The 24,493-nt window shown below is 67.6% G+C and carries 26 protein-coding genes; 15 read left to right on the forward strand and 11 right to left on the reverse strand.

Annotated features, from left to right (window positions below; translation table 11 throughout):
* The first annotated feature begins 36 nt into the window (after positions 1 to 36).
* The gene (locus K4G53_RS13575; protein ID WP_221386217.1) at positions 37 to 555 is read left to right on the forward strand and encodes a GNAT family N-acetyltransferase; all 519 of its coding nucleotides are present in this window, start codon (positions 37 to 39) and stop codon (positions 553 to 555) included.
* Here the strand turns inward: K4G53_RS13575 and map are convergent, their stop codons facing one another.
* A complete protein-coding gene (gene map / locus K4G53_RS13580) occupies positions 556 to 1,329 on the reverse strand; it encodes a type I methionyl aminopeptidase (protein WP_221386218.1) in 774 nt (257 codons plus the stop codon). It lies immediately after the preceding gene.
* Between the two features lie 119 nt (positions 1,330 to 1,448).
* Between map and K4G53_RS13585 the strand changes: the two genes are divergently transcribed.
* The 5 genes from K4G53_RS13585 to K4G53_RS13605 are packed head-to-tail and all read left to right on the forward strand — an operon-like array spanning position 1,449 to position 4,851.
* A complete protein-coding gene (locus tag K4G53_RS13585; protein WP_221386917.1) occupies positions 1,449 to 1,799 on the forward strand; it encodes a metalloregulator ArsR/SmtB family transcription factor in 351 nt (116 codons plus the stop codon).
* Positions 1,796 to 2,497 carry an aquaporin gene (locus K4G53_RS13590; RefSeq protein WP_221386219.1) on the forward strand — a complete coding sequence of 234 codons (702 nt, stop codon included), beginning with the start codon at positions 1,796 to 1,798 and terminating at the stop codon, positions 2,495 to 2,497. Before K4G53_RS13585 ends, K4G53_RS13590 begins: the two co-directional genes overlap by 4 nt.
* Positions 2,494 to 2,904 (forward strand): arsenate reductase ArsC, encoded by a 411-nt coding sequence (locus tag K4G53_RS13595; protein WP_221386220.1) that lies wholly within the window; start codon positions 2,494 to 2,496, stop codon positions 2,902 to 2,904. The genes K4G53_RS13590 and K4G53_RS13595 overlap by 4 nt, the downstream gene beginning before the upstream one ends.
* A 13-nt stretch (positions 2,905 to 2,917) precedes the next feature.
* Positions 2,918 to 4,282, forward strand: coding sequence for an FAD-dependent oxidoreductase (locus tag K4G53_RS13600; RefSeq protein ID WP_221386221.1), 1,365 nt, complete (start codon positions 2,918 to 2,920; stop codon positions 4,280 to 4,282).
* A 35-nt stretch (positions 4,283 to 4,317) separates the two neighbouring features.
* Positions 4,318 to 4,851, forward strand: coding sequence for a DinB family protein (locus K4G53_RS13605; RefSeq protein ID WP_221386222.1), 534 nt, complete (start codon positions 4,318 to 4,320; stop codon positions 4,849 to 4,851).
* 153 nt (positions 4,852 to 5,004) lie between these two features.
* Here the strand turns inward: K4G53_RS13605 and K4G53_RS13610 are convergent, their stop codons facing one another.
* The 8 genes from K4G53_RS13610 to K4G53_RS13645 form a co-directional block, all read right to left on the reverse strand.
* On the reverse strand, positions 5,005 to 5,439 hold the full coding sequence (locus K4G53_RS13610) for a hypothetical protein (RefSeq protein ID WP_221386223.1): 435 nt from the start codon (positions 5,437 to 5,439) through the stop codon (positions 5,005 to 5,007).
* A 122-nt stretch (positions 5,440 to 5,561) separates the two neighbouring features.
* Complete coding sequence (locus tag K4G53_RS13615) at positions 5,562 to 7,043, reverse strand: multicopper oxidase family protein (RefSeq protein WP_221386224.1); 1,482 nt, start codon at positions 7,041 to 7,043, stop codon at positions 5,562 to 5,564.
* Entirely contained in the window at positions 7,043 to 7,300 is a 258-nt protein-coding gene (locus K4G53_RS13620) for an SHOCT domain-containing protein (protein ID WP_221386225.1), read from the reverse strand. Before K4G53_RS13620 ends, K4G53_RS13615 begins: the two co-directional genes overlap by 1 nt.
* A 194-nt stretch (positions 7,301 to 7,494) precedes the next feature.
* Positions 7,495 to 8,325: an oxidoreductase gene (locus K4G53_RS13625; RefSeq protein WP_221386226.1), complete on the reverse strand. Its 831-nt coding sequence runs from the start codon at positions 8,323 to 8,325 to the stop codon at positions 7,495 to 7,497.
* A 32-nt stretch (positions 8,326 to 8,357) separates the two neighbouring features.
* Positions 8,358 to 9,386, reverse strand: coding sequence for an aldo/keto reductase (locus tag K4G53_RS13630; RefSeq protein ID WP_221386227.1), 1,029 nt, complete (start codon positions 9,384 to 9,386; stop codon positions 8,358 to 8,360).
* Positions 9,387 to 9,388: 2 nt separating this feature from the next.
* On the reverse strand, positions 9,389 to 10,279 hold the full coding sequence (locus tag K4G53_RS13635; protein ID WP_221386918.1) for an aldo/keto reductase: 891 nt from the start codon (positions 10,277 to 10,279) through the stop codon (positions 9,389 to 9,391).
* Between the two features lie 212 nt (positions 10,280 to 10,491).
* The gene (locus K4G53_RS13640) at positions 10,492 to 11,460 is read right to left on the reverse strand and encodes a metallophosphoesterase (RefSeq protein ID WP_260323600.1); all 969 of its coding nucleotides are present in this window, start codon (positions 11,458 to 11,460) and stop codon (positions 10,492 to 10,494) included.
* Positions 11,461 to 11,626: 166 nt separating this feature from the next.
* The gene (locus tag K4G53_RS13645; RefSeq protein WP_221386228.1) at positions 11,627 to 12,310 is read right to left on the reverse strand and encodes an SGNH/GDSL hydrolase family protein; all 684 of its coding nucleotides are present in this window, start codon (positions 12,308 to 12,310) and stop codon (positions 11,627 to 11,629) included.
* Between the two features lie 445 nt (positions 12,311 to 12,755).
* Between K4G53_RS13645 and paaA the strand changes: the two genes are divergently transcribed.
* The 6 genes from paaA to K4G53_RS13675 are packed head-to-tail and all read left to right on the forward strand — an operon-like array spanning position 12,756 to position 17,666.
* Complete coding sequence (paaA, locus tag K4G53_RS13650) at positions 12,756 to 13,763, forward strand: 1,2-phenylacetyl-CoA epoxidase subunit PaaA (RefSeq protein ID WP_221386229.1); 1,008 nt, start codon at positions 12,756 to 12,758, stop codon at positions 13,761 to 13,763.
* On the forward strand, positions 13,760 to 14,167 hold the full coding sequence (gene paaB, locus K4G53_RS13655; protein WP_221386230.1) for a 1,2-phenylacetyl-CoA epoxidase subunit PaaB: 408 nt from the start codon (positions 13,760 to 13,762) through the stop codon (positions 14,165 to 14,167). Before paaA ends, paaB begins: the two co-directional genes overlap by 4 nt.
* Positions 14,164 to 15,066 carry a 1,2-phenylacetyl-CoA epoxidase subunit PaaC gene (gene paaC, locus K4G53_RS13660; RefSeq protein ID WP_221386231.1) on the forward strand — a complete coding sequence of 301 codons (903 nt, stop codon included), beginning with the start codon at positions 14,164 to 14,166 and terminating at the stop codon, positions 15,064 to 15,066. Before paaB ends, paaC begins: the two co-directional genes overlap by 4 nt.
* Positions 15,067 to 15,071: 5 nt before the next feature.
* A complete protein-coding gene (gene paaD / locus K4G53_RS13665; protein ID WP_221386920.1) occupies positions 15,072 to 15,617 on the forward strand; it encodes a 1,2-phenylacetyl-CoA epoxidase subunit PaaD in 546 nt (181 codons plus the stop codon).
* A 9-nt stretch (positions 15,618 to 15,626) separates the two neighbouring features.
* A complete protein-coding gene (paaE, locus tag K4G53_RS13670; protein ID WP_221386232.1) occupies positions 15,627 to 16,853 on the forward strand; it encodes a 1,2-phenylacetyl-CoA epoxidase subunit PaaE in 1,227 nt (408 codons plus the stop codon).
* A 24-nt stretch (positions 16,854 to 16,877) separates the two neighbouring features.
* Positions 16,878 to 17,666: an enoyl-CoA hydratase/isomerase family protein gene (locus K4G53_RS13675; RefSeq protein ID WP_221386233.1), complete on the forward strand. Its 789-nt coding sequence runs from the start codon at positions 16,878 to 16,880 to the stop codon at positions 17,664 to 17,666.
* A gap of 139 nt (positions 17,667 to 17,805) precedes the next feature.
* Here K4G53_RS13675 and aceB read toward each other — a convergent pair whose 3' ends face one another.
* Positions 17,806 to 19,422 carry a malate synthase A gene (aceB, locus tag K4G53_RS13680; protein ID WP_221386234.1) on the reverse strand — a complete coding sequence of 539 codons (1,617 nt, stop codon included), beginning with the start codon at positions 19,420 to 19,422 and terminating at the stop codon, positions 17,806 to 17,808.
* 230 nt (positions 19,423 to 19,652) lie between these two features.
* On the opposite strand from aceB, the gene K4G53_RS13685 reads away from it, so the two are divergent.
* From K4G53_RS13685 to K4G53_RS13695, 3 genes are all read left to right on the forward strand, one after another.
* Entirely contained in the window at positions 19,653 to 21,428 is a 1,776-nt protein-coding gene (locus tag K4G53_RS13685) for an L-lactate permease (RefSeq protein ID WP_221386235.1), read from the forward strand.
* A gap of 102 nt (positions 21,429 to 21,530) precedes the next feature.
* Positions 21,531 to 22,901: an FAD-binding oxidoreductase gene (locus K4G53_RS13690; protein ID WP_221386236.1), complete on the forward strand. Its 1,371-nt coding sequence runs from the start codon at positions 21,531 to 21,533 to the stop codon at positions 22,899 to 22,901.
* Between the two features lie 98 nt (positions 22,902 to 22,999).
* The gene (locus K4G53_RS13695; RefSeq protein ID WP_221386237.1) at positions 23,000 to 23,725 is read left to right on the forward strand and encodes a FadR/GntR family transcriptional regulator; all 726 of its coding nucleotides are present in this window, start codon (positions 23,000 to 23,002) and stop codon (positions 23,723 to 23,725) included.
* A gap of 5 nt (positions 23,726 to 23,730) precedes the next feature.
* On the opposite strand, the gene K4G53_RS13700 is transcribed toward K4G53_RS13695, so the two are convergent.
* Positions 23,731 to 24,423 carry a GntR family transcriptional regulator gene (locus K4G53_RS13700; protein ID WP_221386238.1) on the reverse strand — a complete coding sequence of 231 codons (693 nt, stop codon included), beginning with the start codon at positions 24,421 to 24,423 and terminating at the stop codon, positions 23,731 to 23,733.
* Between the last annotated feature and the right edge of the window lie 70 nt (positions 24,424 to 24,493).

Genomic DNA, 24,493 nt, shown 5'->3' on the forward strand with positions numbered 1-24,493 from the left:
GCCGGGCGGACCAGGGGCGTCGGCCATAATGGGCCCATGACCAGTCCCGTGAGAATCCGTCCGATGTGCCCGGAAGACTGGGAGGCCGTCCACGCCATCTATGCCGCCGGCATCGCCACGGGGGAGGCCACCTTCGAGAGTGAGCCGCCCACCTGGGAAGCGTTCGACGCCGTGCGGTTGCGTGAGCACCGGCTCATCGCCGAGGACGCGGGCCGGGTCATGGGATGGGCCGCGGTGTCCCGGGTTTCGTCGCGGGAGGTGTACCGCGGCGTCGTCGAACACTCCATCTACGTGGACCCGGCAATCCAGGGCAGGGGTGTGGGCCGGCTGCTGCTGACCGCCCTGGTTGACTCCACTGAAGCCGCGGGGATCTGGACCATCCAGTCCAGTGTCTTCCCCGAAAACACGGCCAGCCTGGCGCTGCACCGTAAGCTCGGTTTCCGGGTGGTGGGAACCCGGGAACGGATCGCCCGCATCAGCCAGGGCCCCAAGGCCGGGCACTGGCAGGACACCCTGCTCCTGGAACGCCGCAGCACCGTGGCCGGGACGGAATAGCTAGCGGCTGGGCAGGGTCAGGATCTCGGCGCCGTCGGCAGTGATGGCGATGGTGTGCTCGGTGTGTGCCGTCCTGCAGCCGGTGGCGCTCCGGAGCGTCCACCCGTCGTCGTCCGTGACAAGCTCGGCGGTGTCAGCCATGATCCACGGCTCCAGCGCCAGGAGCAGCCCGGGCCGGAGCTTGAAGCCGCGGCCGGGGCGGCCCATGTTGGGCACGTGCGGGTCCTGGTGCATGGTGGAGCCGATGCCGTGGCCGCCGAACTGGGTGTTGATGCGGTAGCCGGCGTCGGTGAGGACGCGGCCGATGGCGTACGAGATGTCGCCGATCTTGGCATTCGGACCGGCGGCGGCGATCCCCGCGGCGAGTGCCCGCTGGGTTGCTTCGATCATCGCCACGCTCTCCGCGGGCCGTGATTCGCCCACGAGAAAGCTGATGGCGGCGTCCGCGGCAACCCCGTTCTTGACGACGGCGAGGTCCAGCGTCAGCAGGTCGCCGTCGGCCAGCGCGTAGTCGTGGGGGAGCCCGTGCAGCACGGCATCGTTGACGCCCGTGCAGATGTAGTGGCCGAACGGGCCCCGGCCAAAGGACGGCGCGTAGTCCACATAGCAGGACCCGGCCCCGGCTTCGGCGATCATCTCCTTGGTCCACTGGTCGATCTCCAGCAGGTTGGTGCCCACCGCCGCGCGGCTCTTCATGGCCTGCAGGATGTCCGCCACCAGGGCGCCGGTCTCCCGTGCGCGCTCCACTTCGGCGGCGTTCAGGATTTCGATCATGGGGCACCCTTCCTTCGCGGCCAGTTGCTCTAGGGGCCATCCTATGCGGAGTCCATGACGCGGCAGCAAGGAGGGCTCTTGCGGGAGACATAGATAAGTGTAAATATTTACATATGTCTATGTCTTTGGAACTCACCCCGGTCCAGGCGGTCGCCTGCTGTTCGCCGCTGGCGCGGGAGCCCCTGTCCCTGCCGGATGCCGAAGGAATCGCCCCGCTGCTGAAGGCATTGGCGGACCCGGTGCGGCTGCGGCTGATGTCCATGGTGGCCTCGCATGAGGGCGGCGAGGCCTGCGTCTGCGACCTGAACGACGCCTTCGAGCTGTCCCAGCCCACCATCAGCCACCACCTGAAGATCCTGCACGAGGTGGGTTTGCTGGACCGGGAGAAGCGGGGCGTCTGGGTCTACTACCGCGCCCGGACCGAGGCGCTGCAGAACCTGGCGGCCCTGATCGGGGGACAGGCCGCGTGAGTCTGCTGGGCCGCCGCTCGGCGGCGGAATTCTTCGGCACCGCCTTCCTGGTCATGGCGGTGGTCGGCTCCGGTGTCATGGCGTCCCGGCTGTCCCCGGACGACGCCGGGCTGCAGCTTCTGCAGAACAGCCTCGCCACGGGTGCCGCCCTGGTGGCGCTGATCCTGGCACTGCAGCCGGTGTCGGCGTCGTTCAATCCGGTGGTGACCCTGGTGGAGCGTGCGCTGGGGATGATCGATACCAGGACGGCGGCGGGCCTGGTGGCCGCGCAGTTGGCCGGCGGCCTGGCCGGTACCGTGGCCGCGAACCTGATGTTCGGCCTGGACGCCGTCACGTTTTCCACCCACCAGCGCACCGGCGCGGGACTCTGGCTGGGCGAGGTCATCGCCACGATCGGGCTGCTGCTCATTGTCTTTGGCACCGTCCGGTCCGGCAGGGCGGACCGCGTCGCGTTTGCCGTCGGCGGCTACATTACGGCCGCGTACTGGTTCACCAGCTCCACCAGCTTCGCCAACCCGGCGGTGACCATCGCCAGGACCGTCACGGACACCTTCGCCGGCATCGCACCGCCGTCGGCCCCTGCCTTCATCCTGGCCCAGCTGCTCGGCGGCGCCGCCGGGTACGTGCTGGTCCGTTTCCTTTACCCAACCATCGCAACTCCCGCCGTCGCCACGGCCGACCGAAAGGTGCTCTCATGAGCCGCAAGCCCTCCGTCCTGTTCGTCTGCGTGCACAATGCCGGCCGCTCCCAGATGGCTGCAGCGTTCCTCACCACCCTTTCCAAGGGCGCCATCGAGGTCCGCTCCGCCGGATCCCAGCCCGCGGACAAGGTCAACCCCGCCGCCGTCGAAGCCATGGCCGAGGTGGGGATCGACATGTCCGCCGAAATTCCCAAGATCCTCACCACCGAAGCCGTGCAGGACTCGGACGTCGTGATCACCATGGGCTGCGGCGACGAGTGCCCCTACTTCCCCGGCAAACGGTACGAGGACTGGGTCCTGGAGGACCCCGCCGGCAAGGGCGTCGACTCTGTCCGGCCCATCCGCGACCAGATCAAGGGCCGCGTCGAAGCCCTGATCACCTCCCTGATCCCCGCGCAGATCTGAACCGGAGAACGCGATGACACCACAGGAATCCCTGCCCGTTGCCGTGATCGGCGCCGGTCCGGTGGGGTTGGCCGCGGCCGCGCACCTGCTTGAACGCGGCCTTGAACCCCTCATCCTCGAAGCCGGCCCAGCGGTAGGTGCTGCCATCCGCGAATGGGGCCACGTCAGGGTGTTCTCCACTTGGAAGTACAACCTCGACGCCGCCGCCGTGCGGCTGCTGGAGCGCAACGGCTGGGAAGCGCCCCGGCCCACCGCGCTGCCCTACGGCTCCCAGATTGTGTCCGACTACCTGGAACCCCTGGCGGCAACGCCTGGGCTGCGGGGCCGGATCAGGACCGGCGCCAAGGTTGTGGCCGTTTCCCGGCAGGGCATGGACAAGGGCCGCAGCCAGGGCCGGGACCAGGCGCCGTTCCTGCTGCGGATAGAGCACGACGGCGGGAAGGTCACCGAGCTCCCGGCGCGGGCCGTCATCGATACGTCCGGAACCTGGACCACCCCGGCGCCGCTGGGATCCTCGGGGCTGCCTGCTCCGGGGGAGGCGGAAGCCCGTGCCGCCGGGCTGGTTACCGGCCCGCTGCCGGACGTTTCCGGGGACGGGTTCGCCGGCCGCCGCACCCTGGTTGTCGGGTCCGGGCACTCGGCGGCGAACATGGTGCTGGACCTGGCGCGGGTTGCCCGCGCCACCCCCGGAACCGAGGTCCTGTGGGCCATCCGCGCCGCTTCCCCTGCCCGCGCATATGGCGGCGGGGACGCCGACCAGCTGCCTGCCCGCGGCCAGCTCGGCGCCCGGCTCCGCACCGCCGTCGAAAGCGGGGCCGTCCAGCTCCTGACCAACTTCCACACCGCTTCCATCGACGTGCAGGGCGGCGCCGCCACCGTGCACGCGGCGGACGGCCGGTCCGTAGCGGTGGACCGCATCATTCCCGCCACCGGCTTCCGCCCGGACCTGGCCATGCTCTCGGAGCTGCGCCTGCACCTGGACCCCGCGGTGGACGCGCCCAAGGCCCTTGGCCCGCTCATCGACCCCGACTTCCACAGCTGCGGAACGGTCCCCGCCCACGGCGCCAGGATCCTCGAGCACCCGGAAAAGGACTTCTACCTCGCCGGCATGAAGTCCTACGGCCGGGCACCGACGTTCCTGATGGCCACGGGCTACGAACAGGTCCGGTCCATCGCCGCCGCCCTGGCCGGAGACGCCGAGGCCGCTGACGCCGTCGAACTCGAACTCCCGGAGACCGGCGTCTGCTCCACCAGCATTCCCGCCGATGCCGAAGACGCCGGGGACACGTGCTGCGGAAGCCCTGGCCCGGTGCCGGTAACGATCGGGTTCGCCACCGGCTTCCAGCACGGGCGCACGGGCGAAACGGCTGGGGTATAACCGTCTCAAGGGGCTGGCAATGAGAGGAGGTTCTGGTGGACGCTTCCGGGAAGGACTCCGTGCGGGAGGACCTGCTGTGGATCGCGGACGACTTCCGGAAGATCATCCTGGCTGTTCCGCATGACGAACTGGACCGGCCGTCCACCGGGACGCGGTGGACCAACCGGCAGCTCCTCTTCCACATGGCGCTGGGGCAGAACATCGCGCTCGCCGGGATACCCCTCCTCGGCCTGTTCTCGCACCTTCCGCCGTCGGCGTCGCGCAACTGGAGCCGGCTCCTCGATGCCTGCGCCGGGCCCTACAACTGGGTGAACTGGGCCGGAAGCGCCGCCGGCGGCAAGGTCCTGACGCCACGGGCCATGCTGGGCATGATGGACCGGACTACGCGGACCATCGTGGCCTGGTATGACCGCGCGGACAGCCGGGCGCTGGGGCGCGGCATGGCGATGCCGACGCGGTGGGATCCCTACTTCGCCCCCTGGATGAACCGCCGGGACATCATGGAGTGGGCGCCCAAGCACTACCGCCACCACCGGGCCCAGCTGAGCCTGACCGCATTGCCGTCCTGAGAGTGTTGCCCAACAGAGTGTTGCCCAACGCGGCGTGCGGTCCAGCCCGGTTACTTCCGGCCTTCCCCGGGGTGGGAGCCACGGCGCGCCGGTTCTGACGGCGCGCCGCAGCCGGGCGGGAAGAGTAACTGGGCAGGAACGCACATTGCGGACCTAGGGGGCGGGCGGGTCCTCCCCGTCGATGCCGATGGAACGTCCCTTGGCGAAATGGGCGTTCGCTATGTCGTTCACTTCGTGGAGGCTCTTCCCCGGGTGGCTCAGCCGGATCCACTCGTAGTCCCACTCCTGCATGTCCCGTACACGGCCGGCCCGTTTTTTGGCGCGCACGTGGGCTGTCAGGTCGTCGCCGCTAAGGACCGGTGGAGGCGGAGCCACGGCGGGTTGCGGCTTGGGTGGGGGCACCCTGGCTGGACGGGCCGGGGCATTCGCGGTGCGGACCAGGGCCACCGTCATTGCCACCAGGCCCGCAGCGATGAGCAGGACCCACCAGTACTGGATGATGAGGGCGATGACGATCAGGATGAGGAAGGGGGCGCACCCGATAGTGCCGCCGCCCTTGCTGCCTGAGCGACGCCGTTTTGCTGCCATGCTGGTTCCTCTTGCGACGTGATGGAGCGTTAGGAACCACTCTCGCACCGGGAACGGGCCATGTCATGAGTATCCAGTACTCGATTTTGCGGCCTTGGCGGTGCCCGGGCCGGCAGCTGTTTTCAGCGGACCTCAATGGCACCCATCATGCCGAGGTCCTCGTGGTCCAGGATGTGGCAGTGGTACGCGGAGCGCCCGCGGAAATCCGTGAAGGCCACCCGGACCGTGACCCGTCCATTTGCAGGAACGTTCACCACGTCGAGCCAGTCAGGCAGGGAAAGGTCGACGCCGTTGTCCCGGATCACCTGCATGGGCCAGACGTGCAGGTGGAAGGGGTGGTCCATGGTGCTGGAGTTGGTGAGCGTCCACTCCTCAACCGTCCCGGCCGCGGCGGTGGTGTCGGTGCGGGCCGGGTCGAATTCCCTGCCGTTGATGGTGAAACGCATCATGCCCGCCGCGCCCATTCCCATCCCTGCAGCCAGGTTGATCTGCCGGTGCGCCGCCACCGTTGCCAGCCTCAGGTCCCCGGGTGCGGCCTGGGCCGGGAGTGCGCCCGGGGGAGTGGCAGCTTCGCCGGACACGCGGAACAAAGCCAGCGCAGCGCCGTCGGCCTGCTCCGTGGGTCCAAACGGGGGTCCAAACGGGGGGCCAAACGGCCCCTGGCCCATCATCCCGCCCATGTTTCCCCGGTTGTACCGGAAGGCGCGCAGGACGGACTCGCCGGCTGCCGTGGTGACCAGCAGGTCCGCCCGGTTACCGGGGGTGAGCACGAGCTCTTCCACCTGCCGCGGTTCCTGGAAACGGCCGGAGTCCATGCCCAGCAGCTGCAGTTGCTGGCCGTCCAGCCGCAGCCGGAGGTACCGGGCCACGCAGGCATTGACGATGCGCCACCGCTCCCGCTGCCCGGGACGGGCACTGAACCGGGGACTGCTCTGGCCGTTGACCAGGAGCAGGTCGCCCTCCCGGCCCGCCATCCGGTCCATGGCCGAGGCCGGGCGGATATTTCCCAGCCCGTCCACCGCGGTGTCCGACACCACCAGTACCCGCTCCGTGCTGGCCTCGATGGGCTCCGGGTCCTCCACGATGATCGCGCCGAAGAGCCCGGCGAAGATCTGGTCGGCCACCATGCCGTGGTGATGGGGGTGGTACCAGTACACCCCCGGCGGATGGCCGGCCGGGAGCCTGTATTCGTAATCGAACGTACTGCCGGGGCCGACGGCGACGAACACGTTGTCGCCGTTGCCCTCCGGGGACACGTGGAGGCCATGTACGTGCAGGTTGGTGGGCTGGGACAGGTTGTTGGCCAGGCCGATCTTCAGGGTGTCGCCCGGTTTCAGGCGAAGCGTGGGACCGGGGACGCTGCCGTTGTAGCCAAGCGCTGAGACCTGCCGTCCGCCCAGCTGGACCTGCGCGGGCGCGGCTTCGAGCCGCACCTGCAGCTGGCCCGCGTCGCTCCGCAGTTCGTCCGGCTGGACCAGCTCGCCGCCGCCGGTGGGGCCGGGCCGGGAGGACAGCGACCAGATGAGGCCCGCCCCGCCGGCCGCCGTTGCGGCAGCCCCTACGCCACCCAGCAGCAGTGCCTGCCGGCGGCTGATGGGGCGCACTACGGGCCCTCGCCGAGCACCCTGAGCTGTTCGCGGTACTGATCGGCTGTGAGTTCGCCCCTTGCGAAGCGCTCATCGAGGATCCGCCGGGCAGTCGATGCCGGCGGCCTGCCGTGTCCCTGCCAGCCGCGGGTACCGCCGCCGCGAATGCCCCCGACAAACGCCCACACCGCCAGCACGACCAGCAGCGCTATCCCGAGCAGCAGCAGAACGCCCCAGAGCCACCACCCGCCGCCTTGTCCGTAACCCCACATCATGGCCGGAGCCTCTCCTCGTTGGTACTTCCGATTCTTGGCCCGTGCCGGGGCGGGAGGTAGGGTCCGAGGTCCCGCGGCGTGCGTTCCAGCCCAGTTACTTCCGGCGGCCCGGCTCTTAGGTCCGCGGCGCGCCGGAGTGCGCGGCGTGCCACGGTGATGCGGGAAAAGTAAGTGGGCGGGAGCGCACGGAGGGGTCAGTCCGTGATGTCGGTGCTGGTGCTCAGCTCCTCCCACTGCTCCAGTTCCGCGCGCTGCGCGTCCGCCACTTTGCCGAAGGCACCGAACGCGTCCGTCCCCAGGAGCAGCAGCCCCGGCGGGTTGGGGGATTCGACGACGGCGAGAATCGCCCTGGCTGCCTTGTCCGGGTCGCCGGGCTGGTTGCCGTGCGCGGTGTCGTGCTCCTTGCGGCGCTTGCCGGCGGTGTCCGCGTAGTCTCCGATCGCCGTCGCGGACTGCGTAAGCGAGCGGCCGGCGAAATCCGTGCGGAAGCCGCCGGGTTCGATGGCGGTGACGTTGATGCCCAGCGGCTTGAGCTCGTTGCGAAGCGATCCGGTCATGCCCTCCAGCGCCGCCTTGGTGGCCGCGTAGTACCCCGAGCCTGGCGGCGTGATGCGGGCGCCGATCGAGGAGATGTTGAGGATGGAACCGGACTTCCTGGCCCGCATCCCGGGCACCACTGCCTTGATCATGTCCACCGCGCCGAAAAAGTTGGTGTCGAACAGGCGGCGGATGTCGGCGTCGTCAGCTTCCTCCACGGCGGCCCGGTAGCCATAGCCGGCGTTGTTCACCAGCACGTCGATGCCGCCGAACTTCTCCTCCGCCTGCTTCACCGCCGCGCTGATCTGCGCCTTGTCCGTGACGTCGAGGGGGAGGGACAGTGAGGTGTCAGGGAAGCCGGCGGTGATGTCCTGGACGGCTTCGGCGTTCCGGGCGGTGACGACGGCGTTGTGCCCGGATGCGAGCACGGCCTCCGCGAGTGCCCGGCCGAGTCCGGTAGAGCAGCCTGTGATGAGCCATGTTGCCATTGGTTTTCCTTTCGTAGGGTTACGCCCGGCGCCTAAGCCGCGTGCCGCCGTCGTGCGTTTGGTGTGAGTTCGTGGGCGCCGTAGCTGTTGTCGTCCGGGTTGACGGTGACGCCGGGGGCCACCAGTTGGTCGATGCGGTCGAGCACCTCGTGGGGCAGCCTGGTGTCCGCGGCGGGGAGGTAGGACTCCAGCTGCTCCATGGTGCGCGGGCCCACGATGGCCGAGGTGACGCCTGGATGGTTGATGACGAACGCGATGGCCATCTCGATGAGCGTGACCCCGGCCCATTCGGCCACCTGCGCCAGCTCCTCCACGATGTCCAGCTTGCGCTGGTTGGCGGGCTGGCTCATGTCGAACCGGGCGCTGGGGCGTGCCGACGAGGTAGGCCGGGACGCCGAGTCCTTCCGCCACCGCCCGGAAAGCCAGCCGCCGGCCAGCGGGCTGTAGGTGAGGGTGCCCATGCCGTGGCGCTGGACGGTGGGAAGCACGTCCTCCTCGATGCCGCGGACCAGGATGGAGTAGGGCGGCTGCTCGGTGACGAACCTCTCCATGTTGCGCTCGCGGGACGCCCACTGCGCCTCCACGATCTGCGAGCCGGAGTAGGACGAGGAGCCGATGTAGCGGACCTTGCCCTGGCGGACCAGGTCGGTGAGGGCGCCGAGGGTTTCCTCCACGTCGGTGTCCGGGCTGGGCCGGTGCACCTGGTAGAGGTCGATGTAGTCCGTGCCCAGCCGGCGGAGCGAGTTCTCCACCTCGCGCATGATCCAGCGGCGTGATCCGCCGCGCTGGTTGGGGTCCTTGTCGTCCATGGGCATGAAGAACTTGGTGGCCAGGAAGACGTCGTCGCGCTTTCCCTGCAGCGCCGCACCCACGATCTCTTCCGAGGCTCCGCCGGAGTAGACGTCCGCGGTGTCGATGAAGTTGATGCCGGCGTCGAGGGCGCGGTGGATGATGCGGGTGGCGTCGGCCCGGTCGTCGTTGCCCCACGGGCCGAACATCATGGCCCCGAGGCAGAGGGGGCTGACCTGCACGCCGGTGCGGCCAAGCGGGCGGTATTCCATTGCTACTCTCCTTCGGCTTCGGGGATGACCATGGCGAACCGCTCCGGGCGGGGTACGTCCGGGTCCGGCCCGCTGCGGACGCCGGTGTCCAGGGCGTCGATGGCGGCGAGCTCCGCGGCGGTGAGCTCGAAGTCGAACACGTCGAAGTTCTCCGCGATGCGCGCCGGGTTCGTGGACTTGGGGATGGCCGAGCGGCCCTGCTGCAGGTGCCAGCGCAGCATCACCTGGGCGGGGGTCTTGCCGTGGGCATGCGCGACGCCGGCAATCACCGGGTCCCGCATGACGTTCTTGCGGTTCTCGCCCCAGCCGGGGTAGAACGTGATGCCGCCGATCGGCGACCAGGCCTGGGTGAGGATGTCGTACTCGGCGTTCGCCGCCTGGACTGCGGGCTGGGCGAAATAGGGGTGCAGCTCCACCTGGTTGACGGCGGGGAGCACATCCGTGGCCTGGAGCAGCTGTTCCAGGTGGTGCGGCATGAAGTTGCTGACGCCGATGGCCCGGACTCGCCCGTCCTCCAGCAGGGTTTCCAGGGCCTTGTACGCTTCGAGGGTCTTGTCGAACCGGTCCGGCGCCGGCTGGTGCAGGATGAAGAGGTCCAGCTGCTCCACACCGAGCTTGCCCACGGCCTTGTCCCATGCGTGCAGTGCCTCGTCGTAGCCGTAGTCGCTGACCCAGACCTTGGTCTCGATGAACACGTCCTGGCGCGGCAGGCCGGACCGGCGGATGCCCTCGCCCACCTCGCGCTCATTGCCGTACGCGGCGGCGGTGTCGATGTGCCGGTAGCCGGTGGCCAGCGCGGTCTGGACGGCCGTCGTCGTCTCTTCCGGCGGACTTTGGAAGACGCCGAGGCCGAGCGCGGGCATCGTGACGCCGTTGTTGAGGGTGAGTTCCATAACCATGCCCTCACGCTATGTGGGTCTGGGCGTTTAAGGGAGGGTTTGCGAGTCCCTCCCTTGGTTTCAGGGCGCACCCGGTGTGCGTTCCGGCCCAGTTACCTACCGCCGTTCGCATCAAAAAACGGTGGCCCGCCGTCGTTCGTGGCGGGTTGGAGCAGTAACTGGGCAGGAATGCACGAAGCAGAAGCTGACGGGTGGAAACCGGCAGCCTACTTCGCGATGCTGAACGAATCCGTGAAGCTGTACCCCTCCGCGGGAACGAACTTCACGTCCATCCGGGAGCCGGTCAGCTTGATGTCAAGGGTCCCGTAGGCGGGATCCTTGTTGCTCCCGGACCACGCCGCGAAAACGGGCCTGTCCGAATCCTGGGTGTTGATGTCCCGGATGCTCTTGCCGCCCAGGCCTGAGGTGGCGAAGACCGTTCCCGCGCCCTTGGCGAACGAGTCGTCGTCGTCAACCGCGCACTTCCCCCGGGCCAGGACTTTGGAGCAGTCGTTCGGCATGCCCAGCTGGAACGTCCGCTGGTAAATGTGCTCGTGGCCCGTGAGGACCAGGTCAACCTTCTTTTCGATCAACAGGTCGGTCAGCGCCCGGCCGGCCTCGCAGCTGTATTCGCCCATGCTGAAGCACACGGTGTGCATCCCCACCACGGTCCAGGGGATGCCATCCGTGCGGGCGCCGTCGATCGCGTCCTCGGTCCACTGCCAGCGCTTGCTGTCCTCGGAGTAGTCCAGGTCGCCTTGGTCGAAGGCAATTCCCGGGGACACCGCGATCAGTCGGACCAGGGGCTTCTCCTGCGGAATGTCGATGTACCACTGCGTGCCGTATTCGCCCTCCAGCCCCGGCATTTTGTTGGGCAGGCACTTGACGTAGTTGCGGATGTGGCCGCCCTCGCCGTTGCTTTCGTGGTTCCCGGCCACGAGTTGGAAGGGGAGGTCCCCGAGCTTGTCGGTGACCATCTTGCAGAACTCCTCTTCGGTGCCCTGTCCGTAGGAGAGGTCGCCCAGGTGGAAGTTGAACTCGGGCTGGAGCTCCTTGATCTTGTCCAGCACGGCCTTGGCGCCGTCCTGCATGCCCATGTCCCCGACGGCGGTGAAGTGCACACTCCGCTCAGGCGGGGGCTTGGGCCCGGGGATGCAGCCGGCGAGCGCGGTGGCCGTGAGAAGGGCAATGGCCATGGCGGCGGCTTTCCTCCGCCCGGGCAACATCCGCGAACTGCGCCACCAGCCTGCCAAATTTCCCCCCATGCCCAAGTCTGCTTTAGGTAGCACCAAGCTAGCGCCGGGCTTCCAGCGCGGGCAAGAGGGGTTCCCGCAGGTCATCCGCAGTTCCGCCCTGGACGGCTCAGCCCTGGACCGCCGAGCTCAGGATTGCCCGCATCTTGTCCCGCAGGAGCTCCTGGCCGGCGACGCTGGGATGTTCCCGGTCAGGTCCCAACAGAACGTCGGCGCGGCCAGCCAGCCACGCGTCGGCGATGGGGTCGATGAACGGCACGTCCATGTCCTGTGCGGCGGCAGCGGCTGAGTCGCGGACGCCGGTCAGTTCCGGATCCGGCTCGTCGCTGCCGGACAGCGGACCCACAGCCACGAGCACCGCCTTCGGAGCAATGGCGGAAGCGGCGGCGAAGGTGGAGACTGCGGCCGCCCGGAGCGCCTCCGGATCTGTCCCCTCATCATTGTCGGACCCGAAGAACACCACCACGTCCGTGTCCGGCCCAACCGCGTCCTGGACCTCCTCCCTGAACGTGTCGCCGTGCTCGCCGGTCACCAGGTATCCGCTGCCGTTCTCGGCCGCATTGGTGACCTGCATGGTCCGGTTGTTGAGCAGCGGCACCGACTTCAGCAGGGCCGGCCAGGCCTCATCCGCGGAGGTTCCGAACCCGGTGCTCAGCGAGTCCCCGATCACCACAACCCTGACGGAGCCGCCTGCAACCTGCTCCTTGGCTCCGTTCGGGGTGCACCCGGTGGCCGCGCAAAGGAGCAGGGCGGCACCGGCGGCCATGCCCGCAAGCGCAACTCGTCCGTCCACCATTCCTCCAACCTGGAAGCCGGGAACCACGGGGCCCATGCTAGGCCGCCGTCCGGCAGCAAATGGGGGAGTCCGGGGAGCTCTGTGGGAAAGCTGCGGGAGATGCGGCCCGTTTGTGGAAAACCCGCTGGACGTGAGGGGGCGTCGGAGGAGGGGAGGAGGGGCGGCAGGAACGGGCGACGGCGGTCCGGCGGAGAGCAGGATGGCGACGCGCAAATTCCTCCTCGACCCGGATGTTCGTTCCCGCCCTGGATATATGGGCTGCGGAGAGGAACATGCGCGTCGAAATCGAAGGTGCGGGGCGCGGAGAGGCAAGCGCGCACCAGGAGGAGGGGGGAGAACAGGAACACGGAAGCTTGACGCCCGCCCGCGGCTCCGCATATCCTGAACGAACGGTCGGTAAATAATTCCGAGCCGCCCGACAGGTCTTTGCATAGGAGCAACCATGGCAGCGCAGAACTTGCAGTCAGTGCCGGCTGAGCTAACCCCCGAGGAGGACGCCGCAGGCCAGGCGCACTTCGACCGGATCATCGCCGAGGACTCCCGTATCGAGCCCCGCGACTGGATGCCCGCCGCCTACCGCAAGACCCTGCTGCGCCAGGTCTCCCAGCACGCGCACTCGGAGATCATCGGCATGCAGCCGGAGGCCAACTGGATCTCCCGCGCCCCCAGCCTGAAGCGCAAGGCCATCCTCATGGCCAAGGTCCAGGACGAGGCCGGCCACGGGCTCTACCTCTACTCGGCCGCCGAGACCCTGGGGCAGTCCAGGGACAAGATGATGGACGACCTCATCGCCGGCAAGGCCCGCTACTCGTCCATCTTCAACTACCCGGCTCTGACCTGGGCGGACATGGGCGCCATCGGCTGGCTGGTGGACGGCGCAGCCATCTGCAACCAGGTCCCCCTCTGCCGGGCATCGTACGGCCCATACGGCCGCGCCATGGTCCGCATCTGCAAGGAAGAGTCCTTCCACCAGCGCCAGGGCTTCGAGATCCTGCTGGAACTTTCCAACGGCACCCCCGAGCAGAAGCAGATGGCCCAGGACGCCGTGAACCGCTGGTACGCCCCGGCCCTGATGATGTTCGGCCCGCCGGACGACGATTCCCCCAACTCCAAGCAGTCCATGGCCTGGAACATCAAGCGGTTCAGCAATGACGAACTCCGCAGCCGCTTCGTCGGGATGATGGTGGAGCAGGTCCGCGTCCTGGGCCTCACCCTCCCCGACGACCAGATCCGCTTCAACGAGGACACCAGGAAGTGGGAGCACGGCCCGCTGGACTGGGACGAGTTCCACGAAGTCCTCGCCGGCCGCGGTCCCTGCAACGCCCAGCGCCTTGAGCGGCGAAGGGCAGCGCACGACGACGGCGCCTGGGTTAGGGAGGCAGCCGCCGCGTATGCGGACAAGCAGCGAGCAAAACAGTCAGCAAAGCAGCAGAAGGAATACGCAGCATGAGCCCGCACGGCAACCCGGACGCACCCGCAAGCTCCGCCACCGAAATCAACCGCGAAGCCCCCAACGCCAGCCCCAAAGTGGAGGCAGCCCCCGAGGCAGGCCCGGCGGTGGACCACCACGACCGCTCCACCTGGGGCCTCTGGGAGGTCTTCGTCCGGTCGAGCCGGGGCCTGAGCCACGTCCACGCCGGGTCCCTGCACGCGCCGGATGCCGCCATGGCGCTCCGCAATGCGCGCGATCTCTATACCCGCCGCAACGAGGGCGTCTCCATCTGGGTGGTCCCGGCTGACGCCATCGCCGCCAGCGACCCCGACTCCAAGGGCTCCTTCTTCGAGTCCCCGCAGGGCAAGGACTACCGCCACGCCACGTACTACACCAAGAGCGAGGGAGTGAAGCACCTGTGAGCACCCCCGAAGCAACAGAAACCACAGGCCACGGCGACATCTCCACCGGCGTGGCCGGCGGCGACTCCAACGCCTCCGCCACCCGCATCACCCCCGGCAACGCCCTCCGCCCCGAGGACATCGCCCTCGAGGTCAAGACCGGCCTCGTCAAGCCGACAGAAGATATTGCTGAGTACGCCCTGCGGCTCGGCGATGACGCCCTGATCCTCGCGCAGCGGCTGGGCCACTGGATCTCCCGGGCCCCGGAGCTGGAGGAGGATATCGCCCTGGGCAACATCGCCCTGGACCAGCTGGGCCACGCCCGCAGCTTCCTCACCTACGCGGGAGCAGCATGGGACAAGTCCGAGGACGACCTGGCCTACTTCCGCCGCGAGCACGAGTTCCGCTCCGTCCAGCTGTTCGAGCAGCCCAACGGCGATTTCGCGGCCACCATCGCCCGCCAGTTCGTGGTGAGCTACTACCAGTACGAGCTGTACCGCCGCCTCACCGAATCCACGGACGCCACCCTGGCCGCGATCGCCGCCAAGGCCGTGAAGGAAGTGGACTACCACCGCGACCACAGCGCCCAGTGGATCCTGCGCCTGGCCGGCGGCACCGAGGAATCCCGCACCAGGATGATCCACGGCCTGCGCCTCATGTGGCCGTACGTCAACGAACTGTTCCAGGATGATGACCTGACGCAGCGCCTCGCCCAGGCGGGTGCCGCCGTCGCGCCCTCCAGCCTGCGCGAAGACTTTGACCGACTCATCGCGGACGTCCTCAACGAGGCCGAGCTGGAGGTCCCGGACGTGCCCGCAGCCCCGGGCGGCGGCCGGTACGGCAAGCACTCGGAATACCTGGGCTACATCCTCGCGGAGATGCAGGTGCTGGCCCGCGAGCATCCCGGAGCGAGCTGGTGACCGTCATGGACATCTACGTGGGCGACTTCGAGGTGAAGGCTGCGGCGGCGCCGCAGCAGTCGGCCGAGCAGCAGGCCTGGGACATCGCGGCCACGGTCGTGGATCCGGAGATCCCGGTGCTCACCATCGCGGACCTGGGGATCCTGCGGAAGGTCGACGTCGGCACGGACGGAGGCGTGCGGGTCACCATCACCCCCACGTACTCGGGCTGCCCCGCCATGGACGCCATCCGCGACGACCTCTACAAGGCCTTCGCCAAAGAAGGCTACGAGGACGTCCAGGTGGACCTCGTCCTCTCGCCGGCCTGGACCACCGACTGGATGACCGAGGCCGGCAAGGCCAAGCTGCAGGAGTACGGCATCGCGCCCCCCACCGGGCACTCCCGGGCCGGCGGCCACACCGGTGCCATCCGGCTGACGATGGCCGTGAAGTGCCCGCAGTGCAACAGCCTCAACACCAAGGAACTCACCCGCTTCGGTTCCACGTCCTGCAAGGCGCTCTATGTGTGCCAGGACTGCAAGGAACCGTTCGACTACTTCAAAGTCCTGTAAGGAACCACCATGACTGTTGTCCGCCAGACCGCCGCCGAAGAGGCTGAGGCAACCGGCCGCCGTCGTCCGTCCTTCCACACCCTCGAGGTGAAGGAGGTGCGCCGGCTCACCGACGATGCCATCGAGGTCAGCTTCCATGTGCCGGCCGAGCTCGCCGGCAAGTTCGACTACCTGCCCGGCCAGTACGTGGCCCTGCGCACCACGCTGCCGGATGAGACCGGCGAGCCGAAGGAAATCCGCCGCAGCTACTCCATCTGCGCCGAGCCGCGCAGCTTCGCGGATGGCACCAGCGAGATCCGCGTGGCCATCAAGAAGGACCTGGGCGGGCTGTTCTCCACGTGGGCCAACGCCGAGCTGAAGGCGGGGGACACCCTGGACGTGATGAGCCCCATGGGCGCGTTCGTGTCCAAGCACGGCCGGGACGGGGTGGCTGTGGAGCAGAACGTCATGAACTCCATGAACCACCCGGAAGATCTCGCGGGTGAACCGGGGAACTTCGTGGCCATCGCCGCGGGTTCCGGGATCACCCCGGTGATCGCGATCGCCCGGACGCTGCTGGCAGCCAACCCGGACACCCGGTTCGACCTGATCTACGCCAACAAGGCCGCCATGGACGTGATGTTCCTGGAGGAGCTGGCGGACCTGAAGGACAAGTACCCGCAGCGCCTGGCCATCCACCACGTGCTGAGCCGCGAGCAGCGGATCGCGCCGCTGCTGTCCGGCAGGATCGACGCCGAAAAGCTGCAGCAGCTCCTGGGCACCGCCCTGCACGCGGACGACGTGGACGAGTGGTTCCTGTGCGGGCCGTTCGAGCTGGTGCAGCTGTGCCGGGACACCCTGGCCGAGCGCGGGGTGAAGCCGGAGAACATCCGGTTCGAGCTGTTCACGTCCGGCAAGCCGGACCGCCCGGAAGGGCACGCCGGCCGGCCCGTCATCGTGGACGAGTCCAAGGAGACGTACAAGATCACGTTCAAGCTGGACGGCCTGCAGGGCGAGGTGGCCAGCCCCACGCACGCCCGCGAGTCCATCCTCAACGCGGCGCTGCGGGTGCGCCCGGACGTGCCGTTCGCGTGCGCCGGGGGAGTGTGCGGCACCTGCCGGGCCAAGGTGGTCACCGGCAGCGTCACCATGGACGAAAACTACGCGCTGGAGCAGGATGAGCTGGACAAGGGCTACGTGCTGACCTGCCAGAGCCACCCCACCAGCAAGGAAGTCACGGTCGACTTCGACGTCTAAGTCTTTTCTTCAAGAAGGAGCTTCATGATTTCCCTTTCCATCAGCAACGGCATCGCCGAGGTAGTGCTGGACGCACCGCAGAAGCTGAACTCGCTGGATGAGCAGGCGCTCAAGGAGTTGGGCAAGGCGTACGACGACGCTGCTGCCGCCGCCTTCCGCGGTGAGGTGCGGGCGCTGCTGCTGAGGGGAGAGGGCAGGGCCTTTTGCGCGGGCCGGGACATCGCGGGGGTCACCCCGGAGAACGACGACGCCGCGGCGTACCTGGGCGGGCTGGTGGAGCCGCTGCTGAAGAAGATGGCTGCCTTTCCGGCGCCGACGTTTGCGGCCGCGCAGGGCGCGTGCCTGGGCGTGGGGCTGGGGCTGCTGCTGGCCACGGACGTGGTGTACGTGGCGGAGAACGCGAAGTTCGGGTCGCCGTTCGCCAAGCTGGGGGCCACGCTGGATTCGGGCGCGCACTGGTACTTCACGGAGCGGCTGGGAATGCACCGGACGCTGGACCTGATCTACACGGCGGACCTGATCTCGGGAGCCGAGGCCGTGGCGCAGGGGATGTTCAGCCGGGCGATGCCTGCCGATTCTTTGCTGGAGTCCACGCGGGAGATCGTCTCGCGGGTTGCTGCCGGTGCCACCGGCGCTTTCGTGGCGTCGAAGGAGCTGGTGGCGCACATTCGCGACCAGCGCCTGGGCCTGTGGCAGGCCATGCAGGAGGAGAACGAGGAGCAGGCGCGCCTCTGCAGGACCGAGGACTACGCCGAGGGTTTCCGGGCGTTCCAGGAGAAGCGGCAGCCGAAGTTCACCGGCCGAGTTGAGTGAGCCCGTCTGATCATCGATTGCTCCCTAATTGTCCTTTTCGTTGCTTAAAACGGCATCTACGGAGCAACCGATGGGGCTGGAGGTCCGCCGCCGCATGGGCGCCGGACCTCCAGCCGCTTAACCGTTGGGGCAGGTGCCCCTACCGGGCCGCCACTTCTGATTCCAGTACCTCGTAGGCCGGTGTGGTGAGGAAGTCGGTGAAGTCCTCGGAAAGGCAGATCTCCGAGATGATGCGGGACGCCGGCGCGTAGTACCGGCTGAACAGTTCCTCGCCCACCTCGCCCCGGAGCTTTTCCGTTTCCTCGGCCAGCAACCGCTCCACCAGTTCGCGGGTTGCCGTGTTTCCGGTGTCTGCGAAGACCACCCTGTTGTGGATCTGCTGCCAGACCTGCGACCGGGAGATTTCCGCCGTCGCGGCGTCTTCCATCAGGTTGTGGATGGCCACGGCCCCGTTTCCGGACAGCCACACTGCGGTGTACGCGACGGAAACGTACAGGTTCCCGCGGAGACCGGCCTCGGTGGCGTCGCCGGGAGCCGACTCGATGTCGAGCAGTTGTTCGGCGGTGACGTGGACCTCGGGCCGGGTCCGCTGCACCTGGTTGGGGGCGTCTCCCAGGACCTCGTCGAAGACCTCCATGCAGATCGGAACGAGGTCCGGGTGGGCAACCCAGGAGCCGTCGAAGCCGTCGTTTGCCTCGCGGGTCTTGTCAGCCTTCACCTTTGCGAACGCCTGTTCGGTGACTTCCGGCTGGCGGCGGTTCGGAATGACGGCTGCCATCCCGCCCATGGCAAAGGCGCCGCGCTGGTGGCAGGTCTTGACCAGCAGTTCGGTGTAGGCACGCATGAAGGGAACGGTCATCGATACCGCTGCACGGTCGGGCAGCGTGAATCGTGAACCGGAATCGCGGAAGTACTTGATGATGCTGAACAGGTAGTCCCAGCGCCCGGCGTTGAGCCCGGAGGCATGGTCCCGGAGCTCATACAGGATCTCGTCCATCTCGAAGGCCGCGGGAATGGTTTCCACCAGGACGGTGGCCCGGATGGTTCCCTGCGGGATGCCGAGGGCGTCCTGGGCGAAAACGAAGATGTCGTTCCACAGCCGGGCTTCGAGGTGGCTTTCCATCTTCGGCAGGTAGTAGTAGGGGCCGTGACCGTTCTCGAGGAGCTGCTTGGCGTTGTGGAAGAAGTGCAGTCCAAAGTCCACCAGGGCGCCGATGGCCGGCCTGCCGTCGAATTCCAGGTTCCGCTCCTCCATGTGCCAGCCGCGGGGGCGCATGATGACGACGGCGGTGGGCTCGTCGGTGCGAAGGGCGTACGTCTTGCCCTCGGGGGACGTGTAGGCCAAAGTTCCGCGTGCGGCGTCGTACAACGAGAGCTGGCCGTCGATGACGTTGAACCATGTGGGGCAGCTGGCGTCCTCCAGGTCTGCCAGCCACACTTTCGCACCCGAGTTCAGGGCGTTGATGGCCATCTTGGCCGGGGAACAGGGGCCGGTGATTTCCACCCGACGGTCCTGGAGGGCCGGCGGCGCCGAGGCAACGGTCCAGTCGCCCTCGCGGACGGCTGCTGTCTCCGGCAGGAAGTCCAGGGTTCCGGTTTTTGCTGCTGCTGTACGGCGCTCCTGCCGTGCAGCAATGCGGGCATCGCGTTCGGCGGCGAAACGTCCATGGAGCGCGGCCAGGAACTCGAGGGCTTCCGGGGTCAGGATCTCCGCGGCGCGGTCAAAGGGCAGGTCAGCAGTTCGGGTCAGGGGCATTGCATAGTCCTTTCGGGAAGTTTCACGATACGGACATTAGGTTCTGCAAGATGAAAAAACAAGGGTTTCAGATAAATCGGTCAGACCGTTGACTATCGGTCAGACCAATACATACAGTGTGGTCCACGAGGCAATATCTCTATCTCACATTGTGGAATTTCCCGTTCGGCGTTCGACCCCCTTCTCCATCGCGCCCCACCCTCCCCGCTCCAAATACAAAGGAGTTTTTTGTGAGCACTTACCAGCAAGTCGTGGACCCCCTCTGGGGTTCACTCGGCCTGTCCGCACTCTGCGCGGCATTGCCGTTGATTCTCCTGTTTGTCCTGCTGGGCGTCTTCCGGGTGAAAGCGGCCAAGGCCGCCATCGCCAGCCTGGCGCTGTCCATCATCCTGGCCCTGATGGTCTGGCGCATGCCTGTGGACCAGGTCATCAGCGCCACGGCCGAAGGAGCCTTCTACGGCCTGTTCCCCATCCTGTGGATCCTCATCAACGCGCTCTGGCTCTACAAACTCACCGTGGCCACGCCCTGGTTCGATGCCCTGGGCCGGACCATCCGCTCCATCTCCAACGACCTGCGGATACTGTCCATCCTGATCGCCTTCTGCTTCGGCGCGCTCCTCGAATCGCTCGCCGGTTTCGGTGCCCCGGTGGCCATCACGTCTGCGATGCTGATGGCCGCGGGCATGAAGCCGCTGAAATCCGCCATCGTCTCGCTCTTGGCCAACACCGCGCCGGTGGCCTTCGGCGCCATGGCCGCACCCATCATCGCCCTGAACGGCGTCACCGGCCTGCCGCTGCACGACCTGTCCTCGATGGCCGGCCGCCAGACCCCCTTCATCGCCCTCATCGTGCCGCTGCTGCTCGTCTTCATCGTGGACGGCAAACGCGGCCTCAAGCAGACCTGGCCCGTTGCACTGGTGGCCGGCGCAGTCTTTGGCATCTTCCAGTTCATCACGTCCAACTTCATCGCCGTGGAACTGACCGACGTCGTTGCTGCTGTGGCTACCGTGGCCGCCGTGCTGCTGATGCTCCGTGTCTGGCAGCCGCGGGAGATCATCGATATGTCCGGGCAGGCCGGCGGATCAGGCGGTCTTGAGGAAGAACGTCTCGAGGAAGACCGTCTTGAGGAAGACCGCCCATCCGGCCCGTCATCATCCGGCCGCGGATCGGCAAGGGTACCGGCATCCGCGTCGGTGACCGAGGCCGTCTCCGCGGCTGCGACCACCCGGCTCGCGGTGCCGCCCAGCACCGCGGAGCGGCCGGACCGCCGGGAAATCTGGATGGCCATAGCGCCCTATCTGATCATCATGGCCATCTTCTCCGTCGCCCAGATGCCTGGAATCAAGGACTGGCTGGGCGCCAACGGAAGCGTGAGCTTCGCCTGGCCGGGCCTGGACGTCGTGGACGCCGGCGGGAAGCATGTTGCCGCGCAGAAGTTCAAGTTCGACCACCTCAAAGCCACCGGCACCCTGCTTCTGGTCTCCGGCCTCATCACCATGGTCCTGTACCGCCTGTCGGCAGCCCAGGGACTGCGCATCTACTGGGAAACCCTGAAGCAGCTGCGCTGGACCATCCTCACGGTCACCACCGTCCTGGCCCTGTCCTTCGTCATGAACCTGTCTGGACAAACCACCTCCCTGGGCCTCGCCCTCGCGTCCGCCGGCGGCTTCTTCGCCTTCCTCTCACCCCTGATCGGCTGGATCGGCGTGGCCCTCACCGGCTCGGACACCTCGTCCAACTCCCTCTTCGGGCAGATGCAGGCCACCGCCGCCGCGCAGACAGGCCTCTCCCCGGTCCTGATGGCCGCCTCCAATTCCTCCGCCGGCGTGATGGGCAAGATGCTTTCACTGCAGAACCTGGCCGTCGCCTCCGCCGCGGTGGGGCTGGAAGGCGCCGAGGGCACCCTGTTCCGCAAGCTGATCGGCTGGAGCCTGGCCCTGCTGGCCCTCATCACGGTGCTCATCGTCCTGCAGTCCACCCCGGTCCTCGGCTGGATGGTCCCCTAGCCGGCGGCACCTTTGCACACCGGGCACCCGGCCGGGCGGAGCGGTTCCGCCGGACCGGGTGCCCCGAGAACCCACCCCAGAACACAAAGAGGTTTCCTTCCCATGAGCACAATTACAGCTGTCACAGCATCGGCCGCGCTCCTCGCTGCAAGCACCCACGCCTCAACGGACCCGGAGGAGCGGGCCAGGGTCAGCACGGACCGTTCCGGGTACGTACCACCCAGCCTTCCCGACGGCGTCGTGTATGCCACCAGTGCCGAAGAGGTGGTGGCAACCATGAAGCTTGCCGCGGCCCACAACGTCCCGGTGGTTCCCCGGGGAGCCGGAACGGGCCTTGCCGCCGGAGCGTCGGCCCAGGCCGGCGAAGTGGTCCTTGACCTGGCCCGGATGAACCGGATCCTGCACATCGACCCCGTGGAGCAGCTGGCAGTGGTTGAACCCGGCGTCCTCAACGCGGAGGTGAATGCTGCCGCGGGGGAGCATGGACTCTTCTATGCGCCGGACCCGGCCAGCACGGCGATCTGCTCCATCGGCGGCAACATCGCCACCAATGCCGGCGGAATGTGGTGCGCAAAATATGGGGTGACCCGCGAATCCGTGCTCGCCCTCCGCGTGGTCCTGCCCGACGGCCGGGTGCTGCGGACCGGGCGGAACACCATCAAGGGCGTCACGGGATACGACCTGAATGCACTGATGATCGGGTCCGAGGGAACGCTGGGCGTGGTGGTGGAAGCAACGCTCCGTCTGCGGCCCAGGCCCGTCCAGACCGCCACCGTCGCCGCCTATTTCCCGGATGTGGACGCCGCCGCGCTGGCCGCCTCCGCCATCATCGCGGCCCGGCTGCAGCCCTCGGTGCTCGAACTCATGGACGGCCCCACGCTGGAAGCCGTCGATACCGTGCACGGCACCAACCACCGGTCCAAGGGCGGGGCCTTCCTGCTGGCGCAGACCGACGGCTACGGCGCGTTCCTTGAGCAGGACGTCCTGCTCAAGGCCATTGCACCCTTCGCCAGCCACGTCGAGAAAGCCGTGGATCCGGCCGCAGCGGATGCACTCGTGGCCACCCGGCGGGAAGCGATTCCGTCCCTTGAGAAAATGGGCCGGGTGTCCATCTGCGACATCGGCGTGCCGCGGAACCGGCTGGCAGACGTCTTCGCGGGACTGGAGGACATCTCCCGGAAGACGGGGGTACGGATCTTCAACGTGGCACACGCGGCGGACGGCAACCTGCACCCGATGATCGTCGTCGAACCCGACCAGTCCATCACGGAAGGACCGGCCAAAAAGGCCCTCGGCGACATGTTCTACCTGGCACAGCGACTGGGCGGCACCCTGACCGGGGAACACGGCGTCGGCCTGCTCAAGCGCGACTGGCTCGAGGATGAACTCGGCGGCATCTCGGTGGAACTCCAGCGCTCCATCCGCAAGGTGTTCGATCCGCAGGGAATCCTGAACCCCGGCAAGGCAATCTGAGCCGGACAAGCAGTCATCCGCTTCTGTCCTGCTGCGCCGGTTTTCCGTGGCGCGGCAGGACAGGACGCAGGCGCCGGTTGGTAGGGCAGGATGGATCCATGACCACACCTTCGGAGGAACCGGCATCCAAGCGGACGTATGACGTCCTAGTGGAGGACATTGAGGCGGGCCTGCGTTCAGGCCGGTTCAAAATCGGGGACCAGCTCCCCGGTGAACGGATACTGGCGGAAAGCTACGGTATCTCCCGCGCTTCAGTCCGTGAGGCCATGCGCCTGCTGGATGCGATGGGGGTCCTCCGGAGTAATAACAGGTCCGGCCCCAAGTCGGGGGCGGTCATCGTTTCCGAGCCGTCGGCGGGCTTGTCCGCCACCCTTCGCCTGCACATTGCCAGCAGCAGGCTTCCGGTGGCGGAGATTGTCGAAGCCCGGATCCTCCTGGAAACGTGGGCAGCCAGGACCGCGGCCCAGCATGACGACCCGGCCGGCATCCAGCGCGCCAGGGAACTGCTGGAGGCCATGGATGCCCCGGACATAGAGCCCGAAGCCTTCCACGCCCTCGACGCACAGTTCCACCTGGCCCTCAGCGCCCTGGCCGGCAACACGGTGATTGAAACAATCATGGATTCGCTCCGCGGCTCCATCCGCGGCTACATCAAGGACGCCCTCGATGCCCTGGGAGAGTGGCCCGTGGTGCTCGAACAGCTGAGGGCCCACCACCATGCGATCTTCGATGCCGTGGAGGCGAAGGACGCCGAGCGGGCCGCGGAACTGCTGCGGAGCCACATTGTGTGGTTGTACGAGCAGGCGGCAAACAAGGCCCGCTGAGCCGGTTACTGGTTGGCCAGCCCGGACGGCAGGTCCGCCTCCGGGCCCGCTTCGCCGCCCATCGCGGCCACCAGCCGTTCGCGGGCGCGGCCCAGGTGCTGGTCGAGCAGCCGGGCTGCCTCTTCACCCCGCCCGGCCTCGATCAGCTCCAGGAGCTTCTGGTGTTCGGCCTGGATCAGGGCTGTGTCGAGGAGGTGCAGTGACTGCACCCGGGACATGCACAGGCGCACTTCGGCCACCAGGGACGAGTACATCCTGCTGATCCGCTCATTCCCCACCGCGTCGATCAGGCTGGTGTGGAACCGCATGTCCGGTTCCACCACATCCAGCGGCGCTCCGGTGGCCAATGCAGCGATATCCCGGTTGGCCTGTACCGCCCCGGTGGGCACGGTGCGCGCGGCCGCGAGCCGGCGGAGCACTTCGCTCTCCAGGTACGCCCGGGCCAGGTAGATGTCGCGCACCGATTCCGGGCCCAGGTCCGCCACCCGCGCGGTCTTGTGCACGCCGCGGACCAGCAGCCCCTCGGCCACCAGCTTCTCGATGGAGGCCTTGGCGGTGGGGCGTGCCACCTCGTAGGACGTGGCCACCTCGGTCTCCGTCAGCGCGTGGGCGGAGGGCAGCTCACCGGAGAAAATGCGGAGCCGCAGGTCCGAAGCCACCGCTTCCACAATCGAGACAGCTGCAATACGGCCGGCCACAGATCTCCGTTCCACCAAACAGTTCCACCAAACAAATACCAACAAGGGGCGTGTCCTCCCATTTTGCCAG

The sequence above is a fragment of the Arthrobacter sp. MAHUQ-56 genome, from assembly GCF_019710585.1.
Classification (GTDB): Bacteria; Actinomycetota; Actinomycetes; order Actinomycetales; family Micrococcaceae; genus Arthrobacter.